This is a genomic window from Tindallia texcoconensis, assembly GCF_055383815.1.
Window position 1 is genome coordinate 546,533 of sequence record NZ_AP042431.1, and the last position, 19,532, is coordinate 566,064.

Genomic DNA, 19,532 nt, shown 5'->3' on the forward strand with positions numbered 1-19,532 from the left:
TGCCACTATTGTATGCTTTTAATCTTATTTCTAAAAGCATAAATAGCTGCTTGAGTTCGATCGTTGACATCGATTTTTTTAAAAATATTTGAAACATGATTCTTAACAGTTTTCTCACTGATATATAGCGTATTTGCAATTTCTCTGTTATTAAGGCCATCTGCTATTAATGTCAAAATTTCATATTCTCTTTTGGTAAGACTGGACTTCTTTTCTAAAGGCTCCCAGGCTTCTTCATTGGTTTTAAGCTTGTTAAGCCGTTGCTTATCACCTTCTGCCATGGTAGGGTATACATAAGAAATGCCATCATTTACTTCTCTAATTCCATCGATGAGAATTCGACTTTCTGCATCTTTTACAATATACCCATTGGCTCCCAAATTAAATGTCTCAAATAAGTACTCAATTTCTTCGTGAAACGTCAGGATAATGACTTTAATGCTCTGATCCAGATCTTTTATTTGACGCAAGGCTTTAATGCCATTTACATTTGGCATATTAATATCTAGCAATACTACGTCCGGCTTGTTTTCACGAACTAATTGGACGCACTCTTCACCATCTCGTGCTTCTCCCACCACTTCAATATCTTCTTCTAATGACAAAATCTGACATAATCCCTGTCGAACCAAAGAATGATCATCTGCAATTAATACTTTAATCTTCTTCATCTCTTTCCTCCTGTCCCTCTATTGGAATTAATATTTGTAACAAGGCTCCTTCACCTGGTTTAGATTTTATTCTTAAGTTTCCTTTTAACAATTCAGATCGTTCTTTCATATTCATAATGCCAAATCCACTTTCTTGATCGATGCGAATTTCCTGCGGGTTAAAACCAACTCCATCGTCTTTGATGCTTAAAGAAATAAATTTAGAATCCTTCGATAGTTCTATCTCTACTTTTGTGGCTTTGGCATGTTTGCTAATATTGTTTAGCGCCTCCTGCGTAATTCGAAATAAGGCCAATTGGAGCACCGTATCCTCCGCATGAAAGCTAGGAGAAACTTTAAAATCAATCTCTATAGCTGTTTCAGCATTAAAATCTTCTAGGTATCTTCTCAAAGTAGGAACCAGTCCCAAATCATCAATGGCCATTGGTCGCAAGTTATATATAATTTTTCTGATTTCTCTGGTGCTTCCTCTCACTAACTCTTTTAGGTTTTGTGTTTCTTTTTTTGCTCTTTCAATGTCTTTATCCATTAGTTTTTCACAAAAATCTACTTTAAGAAGGATATTTGAAAAAGACTGGGCAGGACCATCATGAATTTCGCGGGATACCCGCTTTCTTTCTTCTTCTTGTACCTGAATTATTTTTCGACCCATCAAATGTCTTTGTTCTAGATCCGTAATCGTATTGCTAAAGTCTTCCATATTTCCTTCTAAAAACTCCAAGGCTACACTAAACTTTGTGGTCACTTTTTCCGCTCGTACTAGATTCTTTCGAGCGTGACGTAAATGTTCTTCCACTTCTTGCCGCTCAATTCTCAGTTTTTCTTCTTCTTTACGTTTAAGAATAAGCTTAACCTGATATTCGTTGGCTTTTTCATAAGCTCCCCGTATCTTTGATTCACTATGGTGAGAAAAATCACGACTCACTTTCACCAATTCTTTTCGACTTTTTTTTTCAAGCTCATCTAATCTGTCCAATTCTACAATCACCGTCTGGATTTGTCGATTGACTTGCTCTAGTTTGCCTTCTAATCGAGAGTATTCTCGATTAAGTGTATCTGCAATTTCAAAAACTTCTTCTTTACTTTCCTCAATAGCCGCGAAAATTCGGCTTAAGACTTGATTCATTTTAACAGCACTTTGAATATACCCATCACTCATTCATGATTCTCCTCATCAAGCTACTACAGAATTTAATCAACGTATTCAATGTCTAAATTATCTAGTCGGTTGCGAAATGATTCCCTGAATTTTGCCAAGTATTCTTTTCTCAGCTGTTCTTGTTCTTTTTTTTCGTCTGACGAAAGTGTGCCTTCCTTCGCCATTTTTGCCAGTTCATTAATCCGATTCATCTTTTTCTTCTCTAACATCTCTTTCTCTCCTCTTTTTCTTTTTGAATGAATTATTTCCAATTCCTTTGATACTATCATAAATCTATTTAATACTATCATAAATCCTTTGTTTTTTCATTATATAGGTAAAAATACCTACATCGCCAAATAGTCCAGTGTTGATTTATATTCAAACATTGCATCTTTCTTTATTTTATATATAATAGTGTCTTAAGGAGGGTTTATATGGATAGAAAGCCACCTCATTTTATTAGTAAACCACAGCGAAAATACACCTTTATGTTAGTACCCAATCACTCTGGCCAGATCTATCGTTTCTCTATTCCAGCCTGGATTCCCAAAACGGCTTTTTGTGCGCTGGCAATAACCTTATGTGGCTTTGTCTTTGGAACCTGGTATTTTGCTGGAGAGCTGGAAGAGACCAAACAAGCGTTAACAAGCCAACGGATTGTCACCGCACAACTTACAGAAGAAAATCAGGACCATTTAGAGGAAATAGATTTCCTGAAATCTAAGTATCACAAAATCGACGAACAACTGGCTTCACTTCAAAAACTTGAAAATCAAGTACTGGACATGGTTGGTCTTAATAGTGATGATAGCCCTAAAGTCACCGGTGAAGGAATCAAAGAACCTTCCGTATTTAAAGAGGATGACCATCCTCTTTTAGCCATGGTTACAAGGTCTGCCAGCTCACGCTCCATAGGACCAAGACTTGACCATTACCAAGTAGACGTTAACTCCTTAAACGATTTAATCGCATCTCAAAAGAACAAAATGGAACAACTTGTAGACGATGTAGAAAATCAGCTGGAATATTTAGAGGCAAAACCTAATTCCTGGCCCGCTCAAGGAAGAATTAGTTCTCCCTTTGGCAAAAGAATTTCTCCTACAAACCGTAGAACAACTGAATTTCATCAAGGCATTGACATCGCCAACACTTCAGGAACCGCTGTTGTTGCAGCTGGTAGTGGCATTGTTACATACTCTGGATATAACGGAGGTTATGGTCGTATGATTATTATTTCTCATGGCTATGGATATACCTCTGTTTATGCTCACAATAGCCAAAACCTTGTTGATGTTGGAGATCAGGTAAATCAGGGCGATCTCATCGCCAGAATAGGACAAACTGGACGCGCTACTGGTCCGCACTTGCATTTTGAAGTTCGAGTGAATGGAGAGCCTAAAAACCCAAAGAATTTCTTACCCTAACTATGATACAAAGGAGGATTTTATGTTCAATAAAAAACAAGAAACAACCTCGCCACAATTCGAAAATTTTGATACGCTAATTGGCAAAAAAGCAACCTTCGAAGGAACCATGAGAATACAAGAACCCATACGAGTGGATGGCGTATTCCAGGGCGAAATTATTAGCGAATCAGATGTTGTGATTGGTGAAGGAGCTGAAATCAAAGGAAATATTCAGTGCAATAATATTCTGCTAGCTGGAAAAATTCATGGAAATATCGAAGCCTCTGGCCAATTACACATTGCTGGAACTGGATCTCTTTATGGCGATGCCATGATCCAATCCTTTATTGTTGATGAAAAAGGCATCTTCGAAGGAAACTGTCAAATGAAAAAGTCTAAAGAAACCAAGCAACCTTCACCAGAAGACTTATCTTCCACCCATAAGCATTCTTCTGACCAAAAGAATACACAAAAAAAGCAATCATCATAAAATAACAAAGCAGCCCAACCTTCCTAAGGGGCTGCTTTGTTTAATTAATGGTGGATTCCATAAACTGAACGGGTTTTTCTCTGGATGGTTTCCCAATAACCAATTCATCTTGGTATTCAAGAGAAGCTACAATACCATCTCCACGCATCAGTTCAAATATAAAGGTTCTATTCTCAACATATCGCTTGAACTTTTGCTGGTTTCCTATTGCCCTGATAACATATGGCGGCGCAATTGGGTAACCATTAATCTGAATATGACTTCCAGCCAATGTCATTTCACTTCTTGCAGTCACCCTTCTATCATTAATGGAGATCACTTCCCCTCCATGGGTACGCAATTCATTCACCAAGGCAATCAGATATTTTCTTCTTTCCACTAGTTCAGCAATGTTTTCTTCAAACATACCTTCCAAAATAATTTGAATTCCAGGCCCCTCTACTTCTCTGTGTCCAGCAAGCATTTGATACTCGCTTATTTCTCCCATCAACTTTTGTATCGCTAAATTCCCTTCCGCTCTCTCTTCTTCCACCATTTGAATTTCTTCTCGTAATACTTGTATGCGCTGGCGCATATCGTCATTCACTTTACTCAAATCCTCAATTTCTTTAAAGCCATCTGTATTTTCCGCTATAGCAAGTGGATCTTGTGCATCAAAATGCTGATTGACATCCATATTCATCCCTAGCAAAACACCAGAAATCATAAAAAAGAGCAACATGAGTATTTGTGGTTGTTTGTGTTCCATGTGCCCACGTCCTTTTTCTGCCTTTACAACCTATCTGAAAAAATTTCACATAGATACATACTTAAATGGTGACCAATCCAATTTTCTTCCTTACCTCTTCCATGGTAGCAGATGCAGCCTTCCTTGCTCTATTGGCTCCTGTTTGGTATATTTTTTCCATATAATCTTGATTCTCCATATACTGACGATATTTCTCGCGAAAAGGTTTTACTGTTTCGATAATTATTTCTGCTACTTCCATTTTTAGCGCACCATATCCTTTTCCTTCAAAAGAATCTACAACCTTTTCTCTATTTTCACCAGTCAGCGCACTATAAATAGATAAAAGATTTTGCACTCCAGGCTGCTCTGGCCTATCTATAATTTCGTTATAGCTATCCGTTACTGCTTTTTTCAATTTTTTTATGATAACGTCATCTTCATCCAACATATACAGAACAGCATTTTGGTTCTCATCGGATTTAGACATTTTTTTACTGGGTTCTTGTAAACTCATAATTCGGGCTCCTTGTTTCCCCACATAAATATCAGGAACTGCAAAAGTTTCTCCAAAAATGTTGTTAAACCTCAGAGCAATATCTCTAGAAAGTTCCAGATGCTGACGTTGATCTTCTCCTACTGGCACTAAATGCGCTCCATAAAGAAGAATATCTGCTGCCATTAGCACTGGATACGTAAAGAGGCCTGCGTTAATATTCTCTTGATGTTTTTCTGATTTGTCTTTGAACTGAGTCATTCTGCTTAATTCACCCATATAGGTATAACAATTAAGGAACCAAGCCAACTCTGTATGCTCCCGCACATGAGACTGAAAAAAGATTACATTCTTTTCTGTATCCAATCCAGATGCCAAATATTGAGCTAAAAAAGATAAGCATGTATGCCTAAAGGTTTCTGGATCTTGCTTAACCGTCAAAGAATGTAAATCGACGATAGAATAAAAACATTGATACTCTTCTTCTAATTGTTTCCAGTTTTGTAATGCTCCTATGTAATTCCCCAAGGTCATACTACCCGTTGGTTGTGCCCCACTAAAAATAACTTTCTGCTGTAATTTTTTCATCCTGGATACCCCTTTCTTTTTTACAATTCTTCTAACCTCTCAATTCTCTCTTCAAGTTCTTGGATTTTTTCTAGCATTCTAGCTTCTCGTTCAAGCTTATCATCTTTCCTGTTGAAATGACGAAGAACCATCACTGCAATTAAAACTGGTACTCCTAACAGTACTAGCACCAACAACAAATTCATTATTTGATAAAACAGAATGTTCAAGTGATTTCAGCTCCTTGATCGTACACTCTTTCATTACTCGATCATTATAACACAGCTTACAAAGTCATCAAAACAAAAGCCCTCAGACAGCTTATTACCATCTGAAGGCTTTCATAAAAGCACTCACTATCCAAGCAAGCTATCTAATTTTTCCTTGTCAACTCCTACAACCATCTCATCATCCACTTTAATAACTGGTACCGCCATGATTCCTTTTTCCATTAACTCTTTCCGTGCAGCTACATCAGACTGTACATTTTTTTCTTCATACTCAACGCCCTTAGAATCCAAATAATCCTTAGCTGTAGAACAGTGAGGGCAAGTCGTCGAAGTATAGACAATCACTTTTTTATCCATAAAACATCCTCCTTGTAATTTAAGCATCTTTTATCTTTTTACCCAACAAAAAAGTCAGCAAACACTTTTTATCCTTTTCCACGAAAAAAAACGTCCCTATTAGCGACTGACCACTTCATCTATTTCCCGACTTCCATTACAGTCATGTTCCGAAAGCACATAAGGAAATTGATCCACATTAATCAGGTCATCATTAATAAACCGAATTAATTCCTTTAACTTATCATTATGTAACCCGTAAAACATCCACTTCCCTCTCTTTTCTACTTGAACTAATCCTGCTTGCTGTAGTATTTTCATATGATGAGAAATAGTTGGTTGCTTGAGCTGAAAGTTTTCCTGGATATCACAGGCACATTTTTCTCCATCCGAGAGCATCATCAATATCTTAAGACGCGTGTCATCTCCAAGTGCTTTAAAGCAATCTGCACTTACCTTCATCCATTTCACCTCTTTCTACGGTCATAATCACATGGTTATGTCTTCATTAAGGATACCTGTTTGCTTGGTTAATGTCAAACAAGCACTTTGAATTTATTTATACCCATATTTTATTATGAGTAACGAAGAGGCTATTCTTTAAAGAGGGCCACGCATCCATACAAAGCTATTTAATTGATTTCTACCCGTTCAGCTGTAACCATATAAATCACTCGTTCACCAATATTCGTCGCATGATCAGCAATCCTCTCTAAAAAACGAGCAATCAATAACAAATGAAAGGCCTGTCGGATGACTTGCTGATCGTCTATTATCATCTCCATCAATTCCACATAAATACTTTCATATATTTCATCTACAGCCTGATCCTCATGCGCTACTTCTCTTGCAAGACTTATATCTTCTTTTAAAAATGCATCCAAACATTTATCAACCATGTTCTCTGATAGACGAGCCATTCTAGGAATATCCACCAAAGGTTTTATAAACGCCTCTTCTCCAATTAATCGTGTCTGTTTCGCAATGTTAACAGCATGATCTCCCATTCGTTCCAAATCCGTTATCGCCTTTAAAATTGTTCCTATGGTTCGCAAGTCTTTGGCCATAGGCTGTTGTAAGGCAATTAATTCCATGCATTCATTCTCAATCTCTAGCTCTAGTTCATCAATCCGATCGTCCATTCGATATATTCCTGAAGCTTTTTCCATGTCCTGTTCTAGCAAGGCTTGCAAAGATTCTTCAATGATTTCCTGAACCATAGATCCCATTTTCAGTAACTTTATCTTTAGCCCATTTAATTTTTCTATATACGTGGTTCTCATCCCAAATCCTCCTATCCAAATCGACCAGTAACATAATCTTCCGTTCGCTTATCTGATGGGGTTGTAAAAATCCTTTGGGTCTCTCCAGATTCAATAACTTCTCCCATAAGAAAAAACACCGTTTGATCCGATATACGTGCTGCTTGTTGCATGGAGTGGGTGACAATCACTATGGTATAGTCCTTTTTTAACTGTTCGATCAACTCTTCTATTCTTGAAGTAGCAATAGGATCCAATGCAGACGTTGGTTCATCCATTAACAACACTTCTGGCTCCATAGCCAAAGCTCTTGCAATGCATAGTCGTTGCTGTTGACCTCCAGAAAGTCCCAGTGCTGAATTTTTTAATCGATCTTTTACTTCCTCCCATAAGGCCGCTTCTTTCAAGCTTTTTTCTACTATTTCATCTAATCTAGCTTTCGACTTTACTCCGTTACGCCGTGGCCCATATGCAACATTTTCATAAATTGATTTACGGAAAGGGTTAGGATTTTGAAAAACCATTCCGACTCTTCTTCTAAGAGCTGCTACGTCCACATCAGATGCATAAATATTCTGATCTTCCAACCATAAATTGCCTTGTATCCTAACCCCATCGATTAAATCATTCATTCGATTCAACACTCGGATAAAAGTTGATTTTCCACAACCAGAGGGTCCAATCAGTGCCGTTACTTTATTTGCATCTATGTTCATCTGAACATCTTTCAACGCTTGAAACTCCCCATAAAACAAATTTAAATCTCGGACAGATATTTTAAACATATCGATAGAACTCCTTTCCGGGGATCATCTTATTGATTAGCCATCTTGAAACGAATTCGTATAAAGGTTGCCATGGCAAAAAAAATGGATACAATCCCCAACAACACCAGTGCGGTTCCATATTTAATACTTTCCGGCATCCCTGGGACCTGTGTAGATATGATATATAAATGATAGGGAAGTGCCATTGCTTGATCAAAAATCGAACTTGGTAGACGAGGTAAATAAAAAGCTGCTACCGTTAGCAAAATAGGAGCTGTTTCACCAGCAGCTCGTCCAATTCCAAGAATAGCTCCAGTGATAATTCCTGGCGCTGCATGCGGCAATACTACATGTCGAATCGTCTGCCATTTTGTAGCTCCTAATGCCAAAGAAGCATCACGATACTTTTGATGAACACTTTTTAATGCTTCTTCAGAAGTTGTAATGATAATCGGAAGAATCAAACATGCTAACGTTAATGCACCTGCTAAAATCGAACTCCCAAAACCCATGAACAAAACAAAAAGTCCCAGTCCAAATATGCCATATACAACTGATGGAACACCAGCTAAATTAAGGACAGCTAAACGAATGATTCGAGTCAACCTTCCCTGCTTTGCATACTCTGTCAGGTATATGGCAGATCCAATCCCTAAAGGTAATGCGAACATAATCGTCCCTACTACCAAATAAATCGTCCCAATAATAGAAGGAAAAATCCCACCTTCCGTCATCCCACTGCGAGGCATGGCGGTTAAAAACTCCCAGTTTACGGTTCCAATTCCTTTTATAAAGATAAATCCAATCACAAGAATGGTTGGAATCACCACCATAGCCGTCAGCGAAGTCAGAATACCAAAGGCAAACTTTTCTTTTGCGCGTTTACTCATTCTTATCTTCCTCCTTTTCGAGCTCTTTGCAAGACAAAATCAGCAATCAAGTTAATAACGCTGGTCATAAGGAGTAAGACAACACCAACTGCAAACAAAGAATAATAGTGAGCACTCTGTCTTACTGTATCGCCCATTTCTGAAGCGATGGTTGCTGTCATCGTTCTGCCAGATTGAAGTAAGGAAGTAGGGATTCGTGCTGCGTTGCCAGTCACCATCATCACAGTCATTGTTTCGCCTACAGCACGTCCAATGCCTAACATTACACCAGCAATGATTCCAGAAGAAGCTGCTGGCACCAGCACATGAAAAATGGTTTCAAAACGTGTAGCCCCTAACGCCAACGAAGCTTCACGATATTCTTTTGGCAAAGCGGTTATGGCATCGTCAGCAACACTTATAATGGTTGGTAAGGACATAAACGCAACTAAAATGGATCCTGTCATCAAGGTAAATCCAGAAGATAATTGAAAGGATAAACGAACCCAATTTGATAAGACTACAATACCAAGAAAACCCAGTACTACTGATGGAATCGCTGATAAAAATTCTATAATAACCTTGAGCATCGTCCGGGTTTTCGGCGGTGCCACTTCAGAAATAAAAATGGCACTGCCGATACCTATGGGGACAGATATGAGGATAGCACCTGCAGTAATCCAAAGAGTTCCCAACACCAGTGGGATGACACCAAAACGTTGGGGGGTGCTTCTTGGCGACCAGGAAGTTCCCATAAGAAACTCTCCAATGGTCATGCTGTCAAACAAGGAAATTCCTGAATGAATGAGAAACACAAAAATCAATGCCAAAATCAAGATAGAGATGACCCCAAGTATAAAAATAATTTTTTCGATAATAAATTCACTAAATCTATTTTTATAGTTACTTTTTAAGTTTTTTTCATGGTTAAAGGATAATGTTTTTTCTTCCTGAATAAATACATTTTTTTCTTCCCTCAGGCTAAACATAGGTTGTTTCATTCATCACACCTCCTAGGACATGTTTGTCCAACCCTTCAAAATTCATCATCATGAAGCCCCATCGTTTTCTTCAGATTCATCTATACTTCAATACATACCTGATGGACCGCTGGATCAGCGGTCCATCAGCTTTCTCAATTCATTAGCCTCTTACGCTTCTATCCCTCTATTCATTTTTTAAGCAATGACTCTTCTTTTATTTCAATGGAATAAACCCTACATTTGCAACAACTTCCTGACCTTCATCACTAAGAATAAAATCTACATACGCTTTCAACGAGCCATTAGGTTCCCCATCTGTATAAAGAAACAAAGGTCTAGCCACAGGGTATCCAGCTTCTCCAGGGATATATTCAGTACCCTCTTCAATGACTGTGATCGTCTTTGTATCTTCTGAAAGATATCCCATCCCTACATATCCAATGCCACCACTATCTTGAATAACGCCTTCAACAATGGCTTGCGTAGATGGCATAAGATTGGCATCATCAGAAAAATCATTTTCCTTAAGAACAAAATCTCTAAAAAACACATAGGTCCCTGAGCTTGTATCTCTTGAATAGAGTCCAATAGCTACGTCTTTTCCACCAAGTTCACTCCAGTTGATTATTTCACCTGTATAAATTGCTTTAATATCATCCATTGATAATTGATCAACAGGATTGTCATGGTTTACCACCAAAGCGATTCCATCTCTCCCACCCACAATTTCATGGATCTCTATGCCATTATCCAAACCTTGTTGAATTTCTTCTTCTGAAATTGATCTAGAAACCTGAGCCATATCAATAGTTCCGTTAATTAATGCTGCAACACCTGTTCCAGATCCGCCACCTGTTACGGAAATCATTGAATCTGGATACTTATCCATAAAAGCTTCTGCCCATCCTTGGCCTAAGTTAACCATTGTATCTGAGCCTCTCACTTCAATCATTTCTCCATAGTCCACATCTGAATCTTGGCTTTCTGCCGATCCATTAGCAGTGGTATTCTCCTTTGACTTCTCTTCGTTGCCTGCAGCCGTCTCTTGTCCTCCACAACCAGTTAATGCTGTAACCGTCATCATAACGCATAAAAGCATACCCATCCATTTCTTCATTGCTTAATTTCTCCTCTCAACATTGTTTTATTTCTCACTCTACAAGGAGATTATAATCTCTATTTCTTCTGCCATGGTTAAGGACCAGTAAACGTATTGTTAAGATTCTGTAAAGAAAAAAGTGAACCGCTTTTAAAGCGGTTCACTTACGATGTAACGGTATGAAAATTGTAAATTCAGCGCCTTTACCAGCACCTGCACTGTTCACCCTGATTTTTCCATCCATGGATAAAACAATATGTTTTACAATGGCTAAGCCGAGCCCTGTCCCACCCATTTTTTTAGATCTTGCTTTATCCACTCGATAGAATCGCTCAAATAGTCTGGGGATATCTTTTTCTGGAATCCCTATTCCTGTGTCTTTCACCCGAAAAATCAGTTGATCATGCCGTTGATATATTATAAGACTTACCTTTCCGCCTGTCGGCGTATATTTAATGGCATTATCAACTAGATTAATCAACATTTGCTTCACTCTGTCTTCGTTGCCCTTAATCAGCGATAGATTGCTTTGTGTTTCAAAATAAAATTCAACTCCCTTGGAAGCTGCAATGGCTTCCATCATTTTCTCTACATCATTTAAGATTTTCCCCGGCGAAAAAATAGGGGTATTTTCTTGATTTCTGATATTTTCGATCTCAGAAAGTGTCAAGATATCGTTGATCAACCTAGTGAGACGCTCTGTTTCAATTTCAATAATTTCTAGGAATCGGATTCGTGTTTCCTCGTCTTCAATTTCACCAGTTTTTAAGGTCTCCACAAATCCACTGATTGATGTTAAGGGAGTTTTGAGCTCGTGGGTTACATTCGTAACAAAATCAGACCTTATTTTTTCCAGTTTTCTGACTTCTGTCATGTCATCTATAAAGATGACAAGGCCCATTACTTTTTCTGGATCTTGTTCCTTGCGAATCAGGTTCGTATTCACTCGAAGGATTTTTTCTTCAGGAATTTTCACACTGATTTCAAACTGATTTTCCAATGGAAGGGATATCGATTCTTTAATCAACTCATCTAATTCGTTGTTACGTATCACTTCTAAAATATGGCGATGCTTTACTTCTTGGAAGGACACATTAAAAAACCGTTCTGCCGCCACATTCATCAAAATAATCGATTCTTTGGGGTCAACGGCAATGATTGGATTATTGATACTAGCCAGTAGGGCCTGAAATCGTGAATTGCTTTCAGAAAGTTTAGGAATCAGCTGATGTAACCGATCCGCCATATGATTAAAATGCTCTGCCAGCTCTCCAAGTTCATCTCCAGAAGAGAGGTAGATACGTTTATCGTAATGGCCTTCCACCATTTTCTTTGTCATATTAACAAGTTCATGAATGCTTTCAATCATTTTATCAATTAGTTTTGAACCCAGTATCATCGCAATCACCAGTCCAAATAAAGTGGCTATTGCTATATACCAGACAATACTTCTTGTAATGGCATTGATATCCGATATATCCATCGATAGCCTTACAAAATAATCAACTTCTGCTTCTGTCCCAACCAGTAAGGCTATATACATCATTTCTCTATTGGTTGTATGGCTATAGCGAATGATAGGATCTGAATTGCCATCCTTTAAAGCAGCCATTATTTCTGGTCGATCAATATGATTATCCATGTCATCAACCTCGGATCTCGTATCTAAATAAACGTATCCCTGACGATTGAGGACGGTAATTCGCATTTCACCTCTATCTGCTATTTCGTGCATATCATTTTGAAAGGATTTTGTCTCTAAGACTCCTTCGTTTGTTCGTATCATCGCAGCAATCATCTGACCATTTGTTTGTAATCGCTTTTCTAGTTCATGGGTATAGCTTCTGTTTATTAAGTTTACCGATAAGAACCCAATCAGTGTCGAGCTAATCAGTAATATCATGACGAAGGACCAAAATATTTTTCGTCTCAACACCAGCCCCCCTCTTGTTCACCTCATACGTTCTTCTCATGGTGTATTTTACTTTATTTTATACCCAACCCCTCTTACCGTTTCGATATATTCTTCTAGGTCATCTCCAATTTTTTTTCTGATATTTCGAATATGAACGTCTACGGTTCGTGTTTCTCCAAAATATTCATACCCCCATATTTCATCCAACAAATAGTTTCTAGAGAGTACTTTTCCTTGATTCGTCATTAAAATTCTAAGAAGATCATACTCTTTAAGGGTTAGTTCGATGGGAGTATTGGCCACTTTCACTTCACGCTTTGTTAAATCAAGTTCTAGTGCTTTAATGCACAAAACGTTTTTTCCTATAACTGAAGTTTTCCCTGAACGCCTCAGCACAGATTTAACCCTAGCCGCCAACTCTTTGACACTAAAGGGTTTTGTCATATAATCATCTGCACCCAGTTCCAGACCTACTATCCGATCAATCTCTTCTCCTTTTGCCGTTAACATGATAATTGGCAAATGGCTATATTTCTCTGAACTTCTCATGCTTTTACATATTTCTATTCCATCCGTATCTGGAAGCATTAGATCTAAAACCATAAGGTCTACGCTGTTTTCTTCAAGTACTTGCATCGCCTCTGAACCCTGACTGGCCAGCAATACATGATACCCTGATTTAACTAGGTTGTAGCGAATTAATTCTAAAATGTTTTCTTCATCATCCACCACTAAAATCGTTTTACCACTCTGACCCATCAACCATATGCCTCCTATCCCTATTTTAAAAACTGTGCAATTTTTTGAATGGTCTTGTGAACTTCTTCTCGATCCATGGGATTTTCTATAATACACTCTGCTGCGTGGTCTTTAATCAAGATCCATCCCACCTTTTCAACAGAAGATTTCACAGCAGTGATTTGTTGCATTACTTCATCGCAAGCCTTGTCATCTTCGATCATTTTTTCTACACCTTGAATATGACCTCGAATGGTTTTTAAACGTTTTATGATATCTTTTCTGGCTTTTTCATCCATCATAAACCCTCCCTGAGCTGGATTGTCTATCCATTCTTTATTGAATATCATTATTATATCATAATTCCCTATTGGCTTATCAATTTTTGTTTAACAGCGCCATTGTCGGGTATTATAAACTTCGAGGTCACTTTGTGGCTCATTATAATTAACCAAATGAAAGGAGACAACACAATGGAAAAATATGTTTGTATGCCCTGTGGATATGTGTACGATCCGGAGGCTGGGGATCCTGATTCCGGCGTAGATGCAGGAACCGCTTTTGCTGACGTTCCAGAAGATTGGGTATGTCCTGTTTGTGGCGTTGGTAAGGATATGTTCGAACCTGAAAGCTGATTACAGCAAAATCAAAACCACCCGAATCAGAGTTTTCTGTCGGGTGGTTTTTTATGTTTCTTTAATTTCTAGGTGTGCTTCTAAAAGTTTCCAAACCTCTTCTGCACCAGTTTTTTTAAGGGACGAAAAAGGTAGTATGACTGCTGTATCTGGCATTGCCAACTTTGTTTTTATTCGTCTCATTTGTTGCATTTGTCTAGAACGGGATAGTTTGTCACACTTGGTTGCTACCACCAGATTCCCATATCCTTGGTGACGAATCCATTCATACATGATTCGATCATCTTCCGAAGGGTCATGACGAATATCCACTAGTAAAACAACTTCTTTGAGCATCTCCCGATTAGCCAGATAATTCTCAATCATTTTTCCCCATGAGTTTCGCTCTTTTTTCGAAACCTTTGCGTAACCATATCCTGGTAAGTCCACAAAGAAAAAGTGATGGTTAATTTTATAAAAATTAATGGTTCTTGTTTTCCCTGGCGTACCACTGGTTTTTGCCAGTTTTTTTCTTCCCAGCAATATGTTAATGAGAGATGATTTCCCTACATTCGAACGACCTGCCAGAGCAATTTCCGGCATCAATTCTTCCGGAAATTGCTCTGGCTTCACAAAACTACCTACAAAGGATGCTTCCTTAATTTTCATTTTTAGTCTCCCTTAAAAGTGCATGTTCTAACACTTCATCCATGTGTTCTACAAACACAAATTCAATTTTTTTCTTTATATTCTCTGGCACTTCATCCATATCTTTTTTATTTTCCATCGGCAGTAATATTTTGGTAATGCCAGCTCTTTTGGCTGCCAACACTTTTTCTTTCACACCGCCAATGATCAACACTCTTCCACGCAATGTTATTTCTCCTGTCATCGCTACGTCTTTTCGTACCGGTATCCCTGTTAAGGATGAAATAACAGCTGTAGCCATTGTGATCCCAGCTGATGGCCCATCTTTTGGCGTACCGCCTTCTGGAATATGGATATGAATATCTTTATTCGAATGAAACTCTTCATCAATACCCAAGACATCGATCCTGGATCGAATATAGGAAATTCCTGCTCTAGCGGATTCTTTCATAACATCTCCCAATTGACCCGTTAACACTAGCTTCCCTGAGCCTTTCATCAGTGTTACCTCAATAGAAATTGTATCCCCACCTACTCTTGTCCAGGCAAGGCCCCTAGCAATTCCAACTTCATCTTTTTGAGCAGCCATTTCATAACGAAATTGTGGTGTTCCTAAATATTTCTTTAGATTATCAGGATTGATTCTGACATACTGAATCTTTTCATCTACAATTCGTTTAACCACTTTACGGCAAATATTAGCTACTTGACGTTCTAGGTTCCGGACTCCAGATTCACGGGTATAATTATTTATAATGTCCCTTAAGGAGTTTTCTGAGATTTTAAGATTTTCTGGTTTTAGACCATGATCTTTAATTTGCTTCGGTAACAAGTATTTCTCAGCAATGCTTAACTTTTCCTCTTCTGTATACCCAGGAATCCGAATGACTTCCATCCTATCCAATAACGCTCTAGGAATAGTATCCAGTGAATTGGCTGTTGTAATAAACATGGCTTTGGATAAATTAAAAGGAAGCTCTAAAAAATGGTCTGTGAAATCATGATTTTGTTCCGGATCCAAGACTTCAAGTAAAGCAGATGCAGGATCTCCCCTGAAATCACTGGCCAATTTATCTATTTCATCCAATAGAAACACTGGGTTTTTTGTTCCAGCCTGACGGACTGAACTAATAATACGTCCTGGTATAGCCCCAATGTATGTCCTTCGATGCCCACGAATCTCCGCTTCATCTCGAACTCCTCCTAAAGACATTCGGACGAATTTTCGATTCAAAGCACGAGCTACAGATTTTCCAATAGACGTTTTACCTACCCCAGGCGGTCCTACTAAGCAAAGAATCGGTCCTTTCATAGAGTTAGACAACTGACGAATCGCTAAATATTCAAGAATCCTTTCTTTTACTTTCTCCAGCCCATGATGATCTTCTTCCAAAATTTCAGAGGATTTTTTCAGATCCATTCGATCTTTTGTTTCTTTTTTCCAAGGTAAGCTCAGGACCCAGTCGATATAGTTCCGAATAACACCCGTTTCTGCTGAAGATGACGGAAGTTTTACCAATCGGTCTATTTCACGCTCAATTTTTTTATGCAATTCTTTTGGAAGCTTGATTTTTTTCAGTTGTTCTTTGTATTCTTCAACTTCTTCAAGTACTCCTTCGTCTTCGCCCAATTCTTTCTGAATTGCACGAAGTTGTTCCCGTAGGTAATACTCTTTCTGTACTTTATTTATTTGCTTTTTCACCCTTGTATTAATCTTTTTTTCAATTTCAAGTATTTCTATCTCTTCTAGTAAAAAACGATACAAAGTTTCAAGTCTCTCCGAAGGATCAAAGGCTTCCAACATTTCTTGTTTTTGATGAGGTTTTAGCGCCACATTAGCGGCAATCGTATCTGCTAATCTGCCTGGTATTTCAATTTCTGTAATGGTGATAAAAATTTCCGGAGAAATTTTATTACTGACTTCAATGTATTTTTCAAATGTATCCACGACACTTCTCATCAGTGCTTCTGTCTCTGCTTCAGGCTCTTCCTCCGTTTCCTGCTCCTGCTCTTCCACCTCTACTACAAAATAGGGAACTTCCTGTAGGAATTTTTTTACTCGTCCTCGTTTAACCCCTTCTACCAACACACGAATATTATCCCCTGGTAATTTCAGCATTTGCTTCACTTTAGAAATAGTCCCTACTTCATAAACATCCTCAGACGTCGGTGAACCAGTTTCCGCCTCTTTTTGAGCTGACAAAAAAATCATCTGGTCTTTTACCATTGCTTCTTCCAACGCATTAATAGATCGCTCTCTCCCTACATCAAAATGTAACACCATATGTGGAAATACGGTCAATCCCCGCAAGGGAATAAGCGGCAGTGTATGCTGATCTAATTTTATTTCTTGTTCATCCATGTAATCCTCTCCTTTATGTGAATCTCTCTTACGAACCTTCCATTCTTTTCATCCTTCAGGTTATTCCATTTATCGAAAGCCTTATATGGATATCTACCCATTTTTCTGTTAAACTAATGTTGTTGCGATAAAACAAAGTTAATTATACCTTTTCCTGCCTTTTGTTGCAAGGATATCGTGGTTACAAAAGACTTGACACTATTTATCTTAATTTAATCATGCATGGGAGGGCTCTTTTATGAATCCAGGTCTTTGGGAATTATTCACCATTTTTTTTCGTGTGGGTGCTTTTACTTTTGGTGGCGGGTATGCGATGGTACCCATCATACAAAATGAATTGGTAGAGAAATCAAACATCCTGTCAAGGGATGATTTTATTGATATTTTAGCCGTATGCCAAAGCATGCCAGGTGCCATTGCAACAAATATTTCCGCTTATGCCGGCTATAAAATCGCCGGATACAAAGGGGCTGTCACCTGCATTCTTGGCACCATCACCCCTGCTTTTATCGTTATTTTACTCATTGCTCGTTTCTACCAACAAATTGCTGGTTCAGAATCAATTCAACTGTTTTTCCTGGGCGTCCGCCCTGCCATCGTAGCGCTGCTAATGGTTTCTTTAATGAAGTTACTTCCTTCTGTGCCTAAAACTGCCTTTTCACTCATTATCTTTATCATTGCCATCACTGCACTTCACTGGTTACATTTCCACCCTATCGGCGTTATTGTTACCTGCATGATCGCAGGATTGATCAGTGAACATCGAAAGAAAGGAGCAATATCATGATCCATTTGCGATTAATGCTGGTTTTTATGCGTATTGGTGCCTTTACCTTTGGAGGTGGTTATGCTATGTTACCACTCATTCATCGAGAAGTAGTTCGTTCACAAGAATGGATTTCCGCTTCAAGTCTTGTGGATATGATTGCCATTGCACAAATGTCACCAGGGCCTATCTCTATCAATCTTGCCACTTTTATCGGATATACGCAAGCTGGCATCACTGGTGGTATGGCAGCTACCTTCGGCGTTGTTTCTTTAACTTCTTTACTCGTACTAATGGCTGCCAAGGTTTTAATCAAAAATCCAGATCATTTTCTTGTTAAAGGCTTTTTTAAAGGAATCCGACCTGCTGTTCTTTCCTTTATTTTAGCAGCTATTTTATCTTTATATGAAGTCTCTGTTCCCGACCTTAAATCCGCTGGTATTATGATAGCTGCCTTTTTGATTTTCTGGAAATCAAAAGTCCATCCCGTCCCCATTCTTCTTTGTTCTGGAATTGTTGCCGTATTAATCTTTTAAGGCTATTTTATGAAGGTTACTATTATCCCTAGAGGCGAGTTAATAAGGGATACGGTTGTCTTTGTTCTTCTATATGCTTGTTTCATAATTCCATTGTATATGTTTTTTTATTCATACTGCAACGTTGTTTTTGAAAAAATGGGCTTTCATCCCACGATTGAAACCGTGGGCTTTCCGCCCTAATACTGTAATAGATCAAAAAAAGACGCCTCAAAATCATATAGTTAATACGATTCTGAAGGCAATCCTATAAGAAAGGAGTTCCTAGGAACTCTAGAGTTTGATCCCAAGTAATACTCAGCTTTTTTTATGGATCACGTAACTTTTTATTGGAACAACAAGGGCATTGCCTAGAAAAAATTCTACCACAAAACAATAGCGGCTTTTTCTTAGACAGAATGTCTTTGATTTATGCCGCCATTGTTTACTTTGCTACTCCCAACAAAAATGGATTAAGTCTTCTACTTCTTTTTCGGTGCTGATCAGACGAACATCTTCCTTGCGAAGACATTCAATGGCCTTTTCCAGATTGTCAACTCGGAAAATCACCAAAGCTTTCCTAGGTTTAGATCCCATAAATGCATACATATACTCAATATTAACGTGATTATTTTCTAATACTTCCAGTACAGCATTGAGTCCGCCTGGATTGTCATCCATCTCAACAGCCAACACTTCTGTCATTTTAACCGCAAAGTGGTTTTTTTTCAAAATATCCATTGCCTCTTGAGGTTTATCGACAATGATTCGTAAAACACCAAAATCCGCTGTATCTGCTAGTGTTAGCGCCCTCATATTAATCTTAGAATCTGCCAAAACTTTTGTCGCTGCCTTTAGACGACCAGGTGAATTCTCTAAAAATACGGACAACTGTTTGATAACCATCTTAAGACCTCCTCTAATCTTTTC

General features: G+C 38.3%; 24 protein-coding genes. 5 read left to right on the plus strand and 19 right to left on the minus strand.

Going from position 1 to position 19,532, the window contains the following annotated elements:
- Window positions 1–5 precede the first annotated feature (5 nt).
- The 3 genes from ACZ47N_RS02605 to ACZ47N_RS02615 are packed head-to-tail and all read right to left on the minus strand — an operon-like array spanning window position 6 to window position 2,039.
- Window positions 6–671, minus strand: a complete 666-nt coding sequence (locus ACZ47N_RS02605; protein WP_464887586.1) for a response regulator — start codon at window positions 669–671, stop codon at window positions 6–8.
- Window positions 658–1,830, minus strand: a complete 1,173-nt coding sequence (locus tag ACZ47N_RS02610) for a sensor histidine kinase (protein WP_464887587.1) — start codon at window positions 1,828–1,830, stop codon at window positions 658–660. Before ACZ47N_RS02610 ends, ACZ47N_RS02605 begins: the two co-directional genes overlap by 14 nt.
- 32 nt (window positions 1,831–1,862) lie before the next feature.
- Complete coding sequence (locus tag ACZ47N_RS02615) at window positions 1,863–2,039, minus strand: DUF896 domain-containing protein (protein WP_464887588.1); 177 nt, start codon at window positions 2,037–2,039, stop codon at window positions 1,863–1,865.
- A 207-nt stretch (window positions 2,040–2,246) separates the two neighbouring features.
- On the opposite strand from ACZ47N_RS02615, the gene ACZ47N_RS02620 reads away from it, so the two are divergent.
- Both ACZ47N_RS02620 and ACZ47N_RS02625 read left to right on the plus strand, forming a co-directional pair.
- Window positions 2,247–3,236: a M23 family metallopeptidase gene (locus ACZ47N_RS02620; RefSeq protein WP_464887589.1), complete on the plus strand. Its 990-nt coding sequence runs from the start codon at window positions 2,247–2,249 to the stop codon at window positions 3,234–3,236.
- A gap of 22 nt (window positions 3,237–3,258) precedes the next feature.
- A complete protein-coding gene (locus tag ACZ47N_RS02625; protein WP_464887590.1) occupies window positions 3,259–3,708 on the plus strand; it encodes a bactofilin family protein in 450 nt (149 codons plus the stop codon).
- 40 nt (window positions 3,709–3,748) lie between these two features.
- Here ACZ47N_RS02625 and ACZ47N_RS02630 read toward each other — a convergent pair whose 3' ends face one another.
- The 13 genes from ACZ47N_RS02630 to ACZ47N_RS02690 form a co-directional block, all read right to left on the minus strand.
- Entirely contained in the window at window positions 3,749–4,456 is a 708-nt protein-coding gene (locus tag ACZ47N_RS02630; RefSeq protein WP_464887591.1) for a DUF881 domain-containing protein, read from the minus strand.
- 61 nt (window positions 4,457–4,517) lie between these two features.
- The gene (gene trpS / locus ACZ47N_RS02635; protein ID WP_464887592.1) at window positions 4,518–5,519 is read right to left on the minus strand and encodes a tryptophan--tRNA ligase; all 1,002 of its coding nucleotides are present in this window, start codon (window positions 5,517–5,519) and stop codon (window positions 4,518–4,520) included.
- A 20-nt stretch (window positions 5,520–5,539) separates the two neighbouring features.
- The gene (locus ACZ47N_RS02640) at window positions 5,540–5,728 is read right to left on the minus strand and encodes a hypothetical protein (protein ID WP_464887593.1); all 189 of its coding nucleotides are present in this window, start codon (window positions 5,726–5,728) and stop codon (window positions 5,540–5,542) included.
- A gap of 126 nt (window positions 5,729–5,854) precedes the next feature.
- On the minus strand, window positions 5,855–6,085 hold the full coding sequence (locus ACZ47N_RS02645) for a glutaredoxin family protein (protein ID WP_464887594.1): 231 nt from the start codon (window positions 6,083–6,085) through the stop codon (window positions 5,855–5,857).
- Between the two features lie 99 nt (window positions 6,086–6,184).
- Entirely contained in the window at window positions 6,185–6,526 is a 342-nt protein-coding gene (locus ACZ47N_RS02650; RefSeq protein WP_464887595.1) for an ArsR/SmtB family transcription factor, read from the minus strand.
- A 170-nt stretch (window positions 6,527–6,696) separates the two neighbouring features.
- The gene (phoU, locus tag ACZ47N_RS02655) at window positions 6,697–7,347 is read right to left on the minus strand and encodes a phosphate signaling complex protein PhoU (RefSeq protein ID WP_464887596.1); all 651 of its coding nucleotides are present in this window, start codon (window positions 7,345–7,347) and stop codon (window positions 6,697–6,699) included.
- A gap of 11 nt (window positions 7,348–7,358) precedes the next feature.
- Complete coding sequence (pstB, locus tag ACZ47N_RS02660) at window positions 7,359–8,111, minus strand: phosphate ABC transporter ATP-binding protein PstB (protein WP_464887597.1); 753 nt, start codon at window positions 8,109–8,111, stop codon at window positions 7,359–7,361.
- 29 nt (window positions 8,112–8,140) lie between these two features.
- Complete coding sequence (gene pstA, locus ACZ47N_RS02665) at window positions 8,141–8,983, minus strand: phosphate ABC transporter permease PstA (protein WP_464887598.1); 843 nt, start codon at window positions 8,981–8,983, stop codon at window positions 8,141–8,143.
- A 2-nt stretch (window positions 8,984–8,985) separates the two neighbouring features.
- Window positions 8,986–9,963, minus strand: a complete 978-nt coding sequence (pstC, locus tag ACZ47N_RS02670; protein ID WP_464887599.1) for a phosphate ABC transporter permease subunit PstC — start codon at window positions 9,961–9,963, stop codon at window positions 8,986–8,988.
- A gap of 196 nt (window positions 9,964–10,159) precedes the next feature.
- The gene (locus ACZ47N_RS02675) at window positions 10,160–11,062 is read right to left on the minus strand and encodes a PstS family phosphate ABC transporter substrate-binding protein (RefSeq protein WP_464887600.1); all 903 of its coding nucleotides are present in this window, start codon (window positions 11,060–11,062) and stop codon (window positions 10,160–10,162) included.
- Window positions 11,063–11,204: 142 nt separating this feature from the next.
- Window positions 11,205–12,977 carry a two-component system histidine kinase PnpS gene (pnpS, locus tag ACZ47N_RS02680; protein WP_464887601.1) on the minus strand — a complete coding sequence of 591 codons (1,773 nt, stop codon included), beginning with the start codon at window positions 12,975–12,977 and terminating at the stop codon, window positions 11,205–11,207.
- A 48-nt stretch (window positions 12,978–13,025) separates the two neighbouring features.
- A complete protein-coding gene (locus ACZ47N_RS02685; RefSeq protein ID WP_464888406.1) occupies window positions 13,026–13,718 on the minus strand; it encodes a response regulator in 693 nt (230 codons plus the stop codon).
- A 20-nt stretch (window positions 13,719–13,738) separates the two neighbouring features.
- Window positions 13,739–13,996, minus strand: coding sequence for a metal-sensitive transcriptional regulator (locus tag ACZ47N_RS02690; RefSeq protein WP_464887602.1), 258 nt, complete (start codon window positions 13,994–13,996; stop codon window positions 13,739–13,741).
- A 174-nt stretch (window positions 13,997–14,170) separates the two neighbouring features.
- Here ACZ47N_RS02690 and rd point away from each other — a divergent pair, with 174 nt between their 5' ends.
- Entirely contained in the window at window positions 14,171–14,332 is a 162-nt protein-coding gene (gene rd / locus ACZ47N_RS02695; protein WP_464887603.1) for a rubredoxin, read from the plus strand.
- A gap of 51 nt (window positions 14,333–14,383) precedes the next feature.
- On the opposite strand, the gene yihA is transcribed toward rd, so the two are convergent.
- Together yihA and lon are read right to left on the minus strand one after the other, a co-directional pair.
- Entirely contained in the window at window positions 14,384–14,980 is a 597-nt protein-coding gene (gene yihA / locus ACZ47N_RS02700; protein ID WP_464887604.1) for a ribosome biogenesis GTP-binding protein YihA/YsxC, read from the minus strand.
- Window positions 14,970–17,321: an endopeptidase La gene (gene lon / locus ACZ47N_RS02705; RefSeq protein WP_464887605.1), complete on the minus strand. Its 2,352-nt coding sequence runs from the start codon at window positions 17,319–17,321 to the stop codon at window positions 14,970–14,972. Before lon ends, yihA begins: the two co-directional genes overlap by 11 nt.
- A 238-nt stretch (window positions 17,322–17,559) precedes the next feature.
- On the opposite strand from lon, the gene ACZ47N_RS02710 reads away from it, so the two are divergent.
- Both ACZ47N_RS02710 and ACZ47N_RS02715 read left to right on the plus strand, forming a co-directional pair.
- Window positions 17,560–18,108, plus strand: a complete 549-nt coding sequence (locus ACZ47N_RS02710; RefSeq protein WP_464887606.1) for a chromate transporter — start codon at window positions 17,560–17,562, stop codon at window positions 18,106–18,108.
- Window positions 18,105–18,623: a chromate transporter gene (locus ACZ47N_RS02715; RefSeq protein WP_464887607.1), complete on the plus strand. Its 519-nt coding sequence runs from the start codon at window positions 18,105–18,107 to the stop codon at window positions 18,621–18,623. The genes ACZ47N_RS02710 and ACZ47N_RS02715 overlap by 4 nt, the downstream gene beginning before the upstream one ends.
- 432 nt (window positions 18,624–19,055) lie before the next feature.
- On the opposite strand, the gene ACZ47N_RS02720 is transcribed toward ACZ47N_RS02715, so the two are convergent.
- On the minus strand, window positions 19,056–19,508 hold the full coding sequence (locus tag ACZ47N_RS02720) for a hypothetical protein (protein ID WP_464887608.1): 453 nt from the start codon (window positions 19,506–19,508) through the stop codon (window positions 19,056–19,058).
- Between the last annotated feature and the right edge of the window lie 24 nt (window positions 19,509–19,532).

Coding starts and splice junctions, on each gene's coding strand:
- ACZ47N_RS02605 (WP_464887586.1), bottom strand. CDS start 671: ATGAAGAAGATTAAAGTATTAATTGCAGATGATCATTCTTTGGTTCGA.
- ACZ47N_RS02645 (WP_464887594.1), bottom strand. CDS start 6,085: ATGGATAAAAAAGTGATTGTCTATACTTCGACGACTTGCCCTCACTGT.
- ACZ47N_RS02625 (WP_464887590.1), top strand. CDS start 3,259: ATGTTCAATAAAAAACAAGAAACAACCTCGCCACAATTCGAAAATTTT.
- ACZ47N_RS02630 (WP_464887591.1), bottom strand. CDS start 4,456: ATGGAACACAAACAACCACAAATACTCATGTTGCTCTTTTTTATGATT.
- ACZ47N_RS02620 (WP_464887589.1), top strand. CDS start 2,247: ATGGATAGAAAGCCACCTCATTTTATTAGTAAACCACAGCGAAAATAC.
- ACZ47N_RS02690 (WP_464887602.1), bottom strand. CDS start 13,996: ATGGATGAAAAAGCCAGAAAAGATATCATAAAACGTTTAAAAACCATT.
- ACZ47N_RS02610 (WP_464887587.1), bottom strand. CDS start 1,830: ATGAGTGATGGGTATATTCAAAGTGCTGTTAAAATGAATCAAGTCTTA.
- ACZ47N_RS02715 (WP_464887607.1), top strand. CDS start 18,105: ATGATCCATTTGCGATTAATGCTGGTTTTTATGCGTATTGGTGCCTTT.
- pstB (WP_464887597.1), bottom strand. CDS start 8,111: ATGTTTAAAATATCTGTCCGAGATTTAAATTTGTTTTATGGGGAGTTT.
- rd (WP_464887603.1), top strand. CDS start 14,171: ATGGAAAAATATGTTTGTATGCCCTGTGGATATGTGTACGATCCGGAG.
- ACZ47N_RS02650 (WP_464887595.1), bottom strand. CDS start 6,526: ATGAAGGTAAGTGCAGATTGCTTTAAAGCACTTGGAGATGACACGCGT.
- ACZ47N_RS02615 (WP_464887588.1), bottom strand. CDS start 2,039: ATGTTAGAGAAGAAAAAGATGAATCGGATTAATGAACTGGCAAAAATG.
- ACZ47N_RS02720 (WP_464887608.1), bottom strand. CDS start 19,508: ATGGTTATCAAACAGTTGTCCGTATTTTTAGAGAATTCACCTGGTCGT.
- pstA (WP_464887598.1), bottom strand. CDS start 8,983: ATGAGTAAACGCGCAAAAGAAAAGTTTGCCTTTGGTATTCTGACTTCG.
- ACZ47N_RS02710 (WP_464887606.1), top strand. CDS start 17,560: ATGAATCCAGGTCTTTGGGAATTATTCACCATTTTTTTTCGTGTGGGT.
- ACZ47N_RS02685 (WP_464888406.1), bottom strand. CDS start 13,718: ATGGGTCAGAGTGGTAAAACGATTTTAGTGGTGGATGATGAAGAAAAC.
- phoU (WP_464887596.1), bottom strand. CDS start 7,347: ATGAGAACCACGTATATAGAAAAATTAAATGGGCTAAAGATAAAGTTA.
- yihA (WP_464887604.1), bottom strand. CDS start 14,980: ATGAAAATTAAGGAAGCATCCTTTGTAGGTAGTTTTGTGAAGCCAGAG.
- lon (WP_464887605.1), bottom strand. CDS start 17,321: ATGGATGAACAAGAAATAAAATTAGATCAGCATACACTGCCGCTTATT.
- trpS (WP_464887592.1), bottom strand. CDS start 5,519: ATGAAAAAATTACAGCAGAAAGTTATTTTTAGTGGGGCACAACCAACG.
- pstC (WP_464887599.1), bottom strand. CDS start 9,963: ATGAAACAACCTATGTTTAGCCTGAGGGAAGAAAAAAATGTATTTATT.
- ACZ47N_RS02675 (WP_464887600.1), bottom strand. CDS start 11,062: ATGAAGAAATGGATGGGTATGCTTTTATGCGTTATGATGACGGTTACA.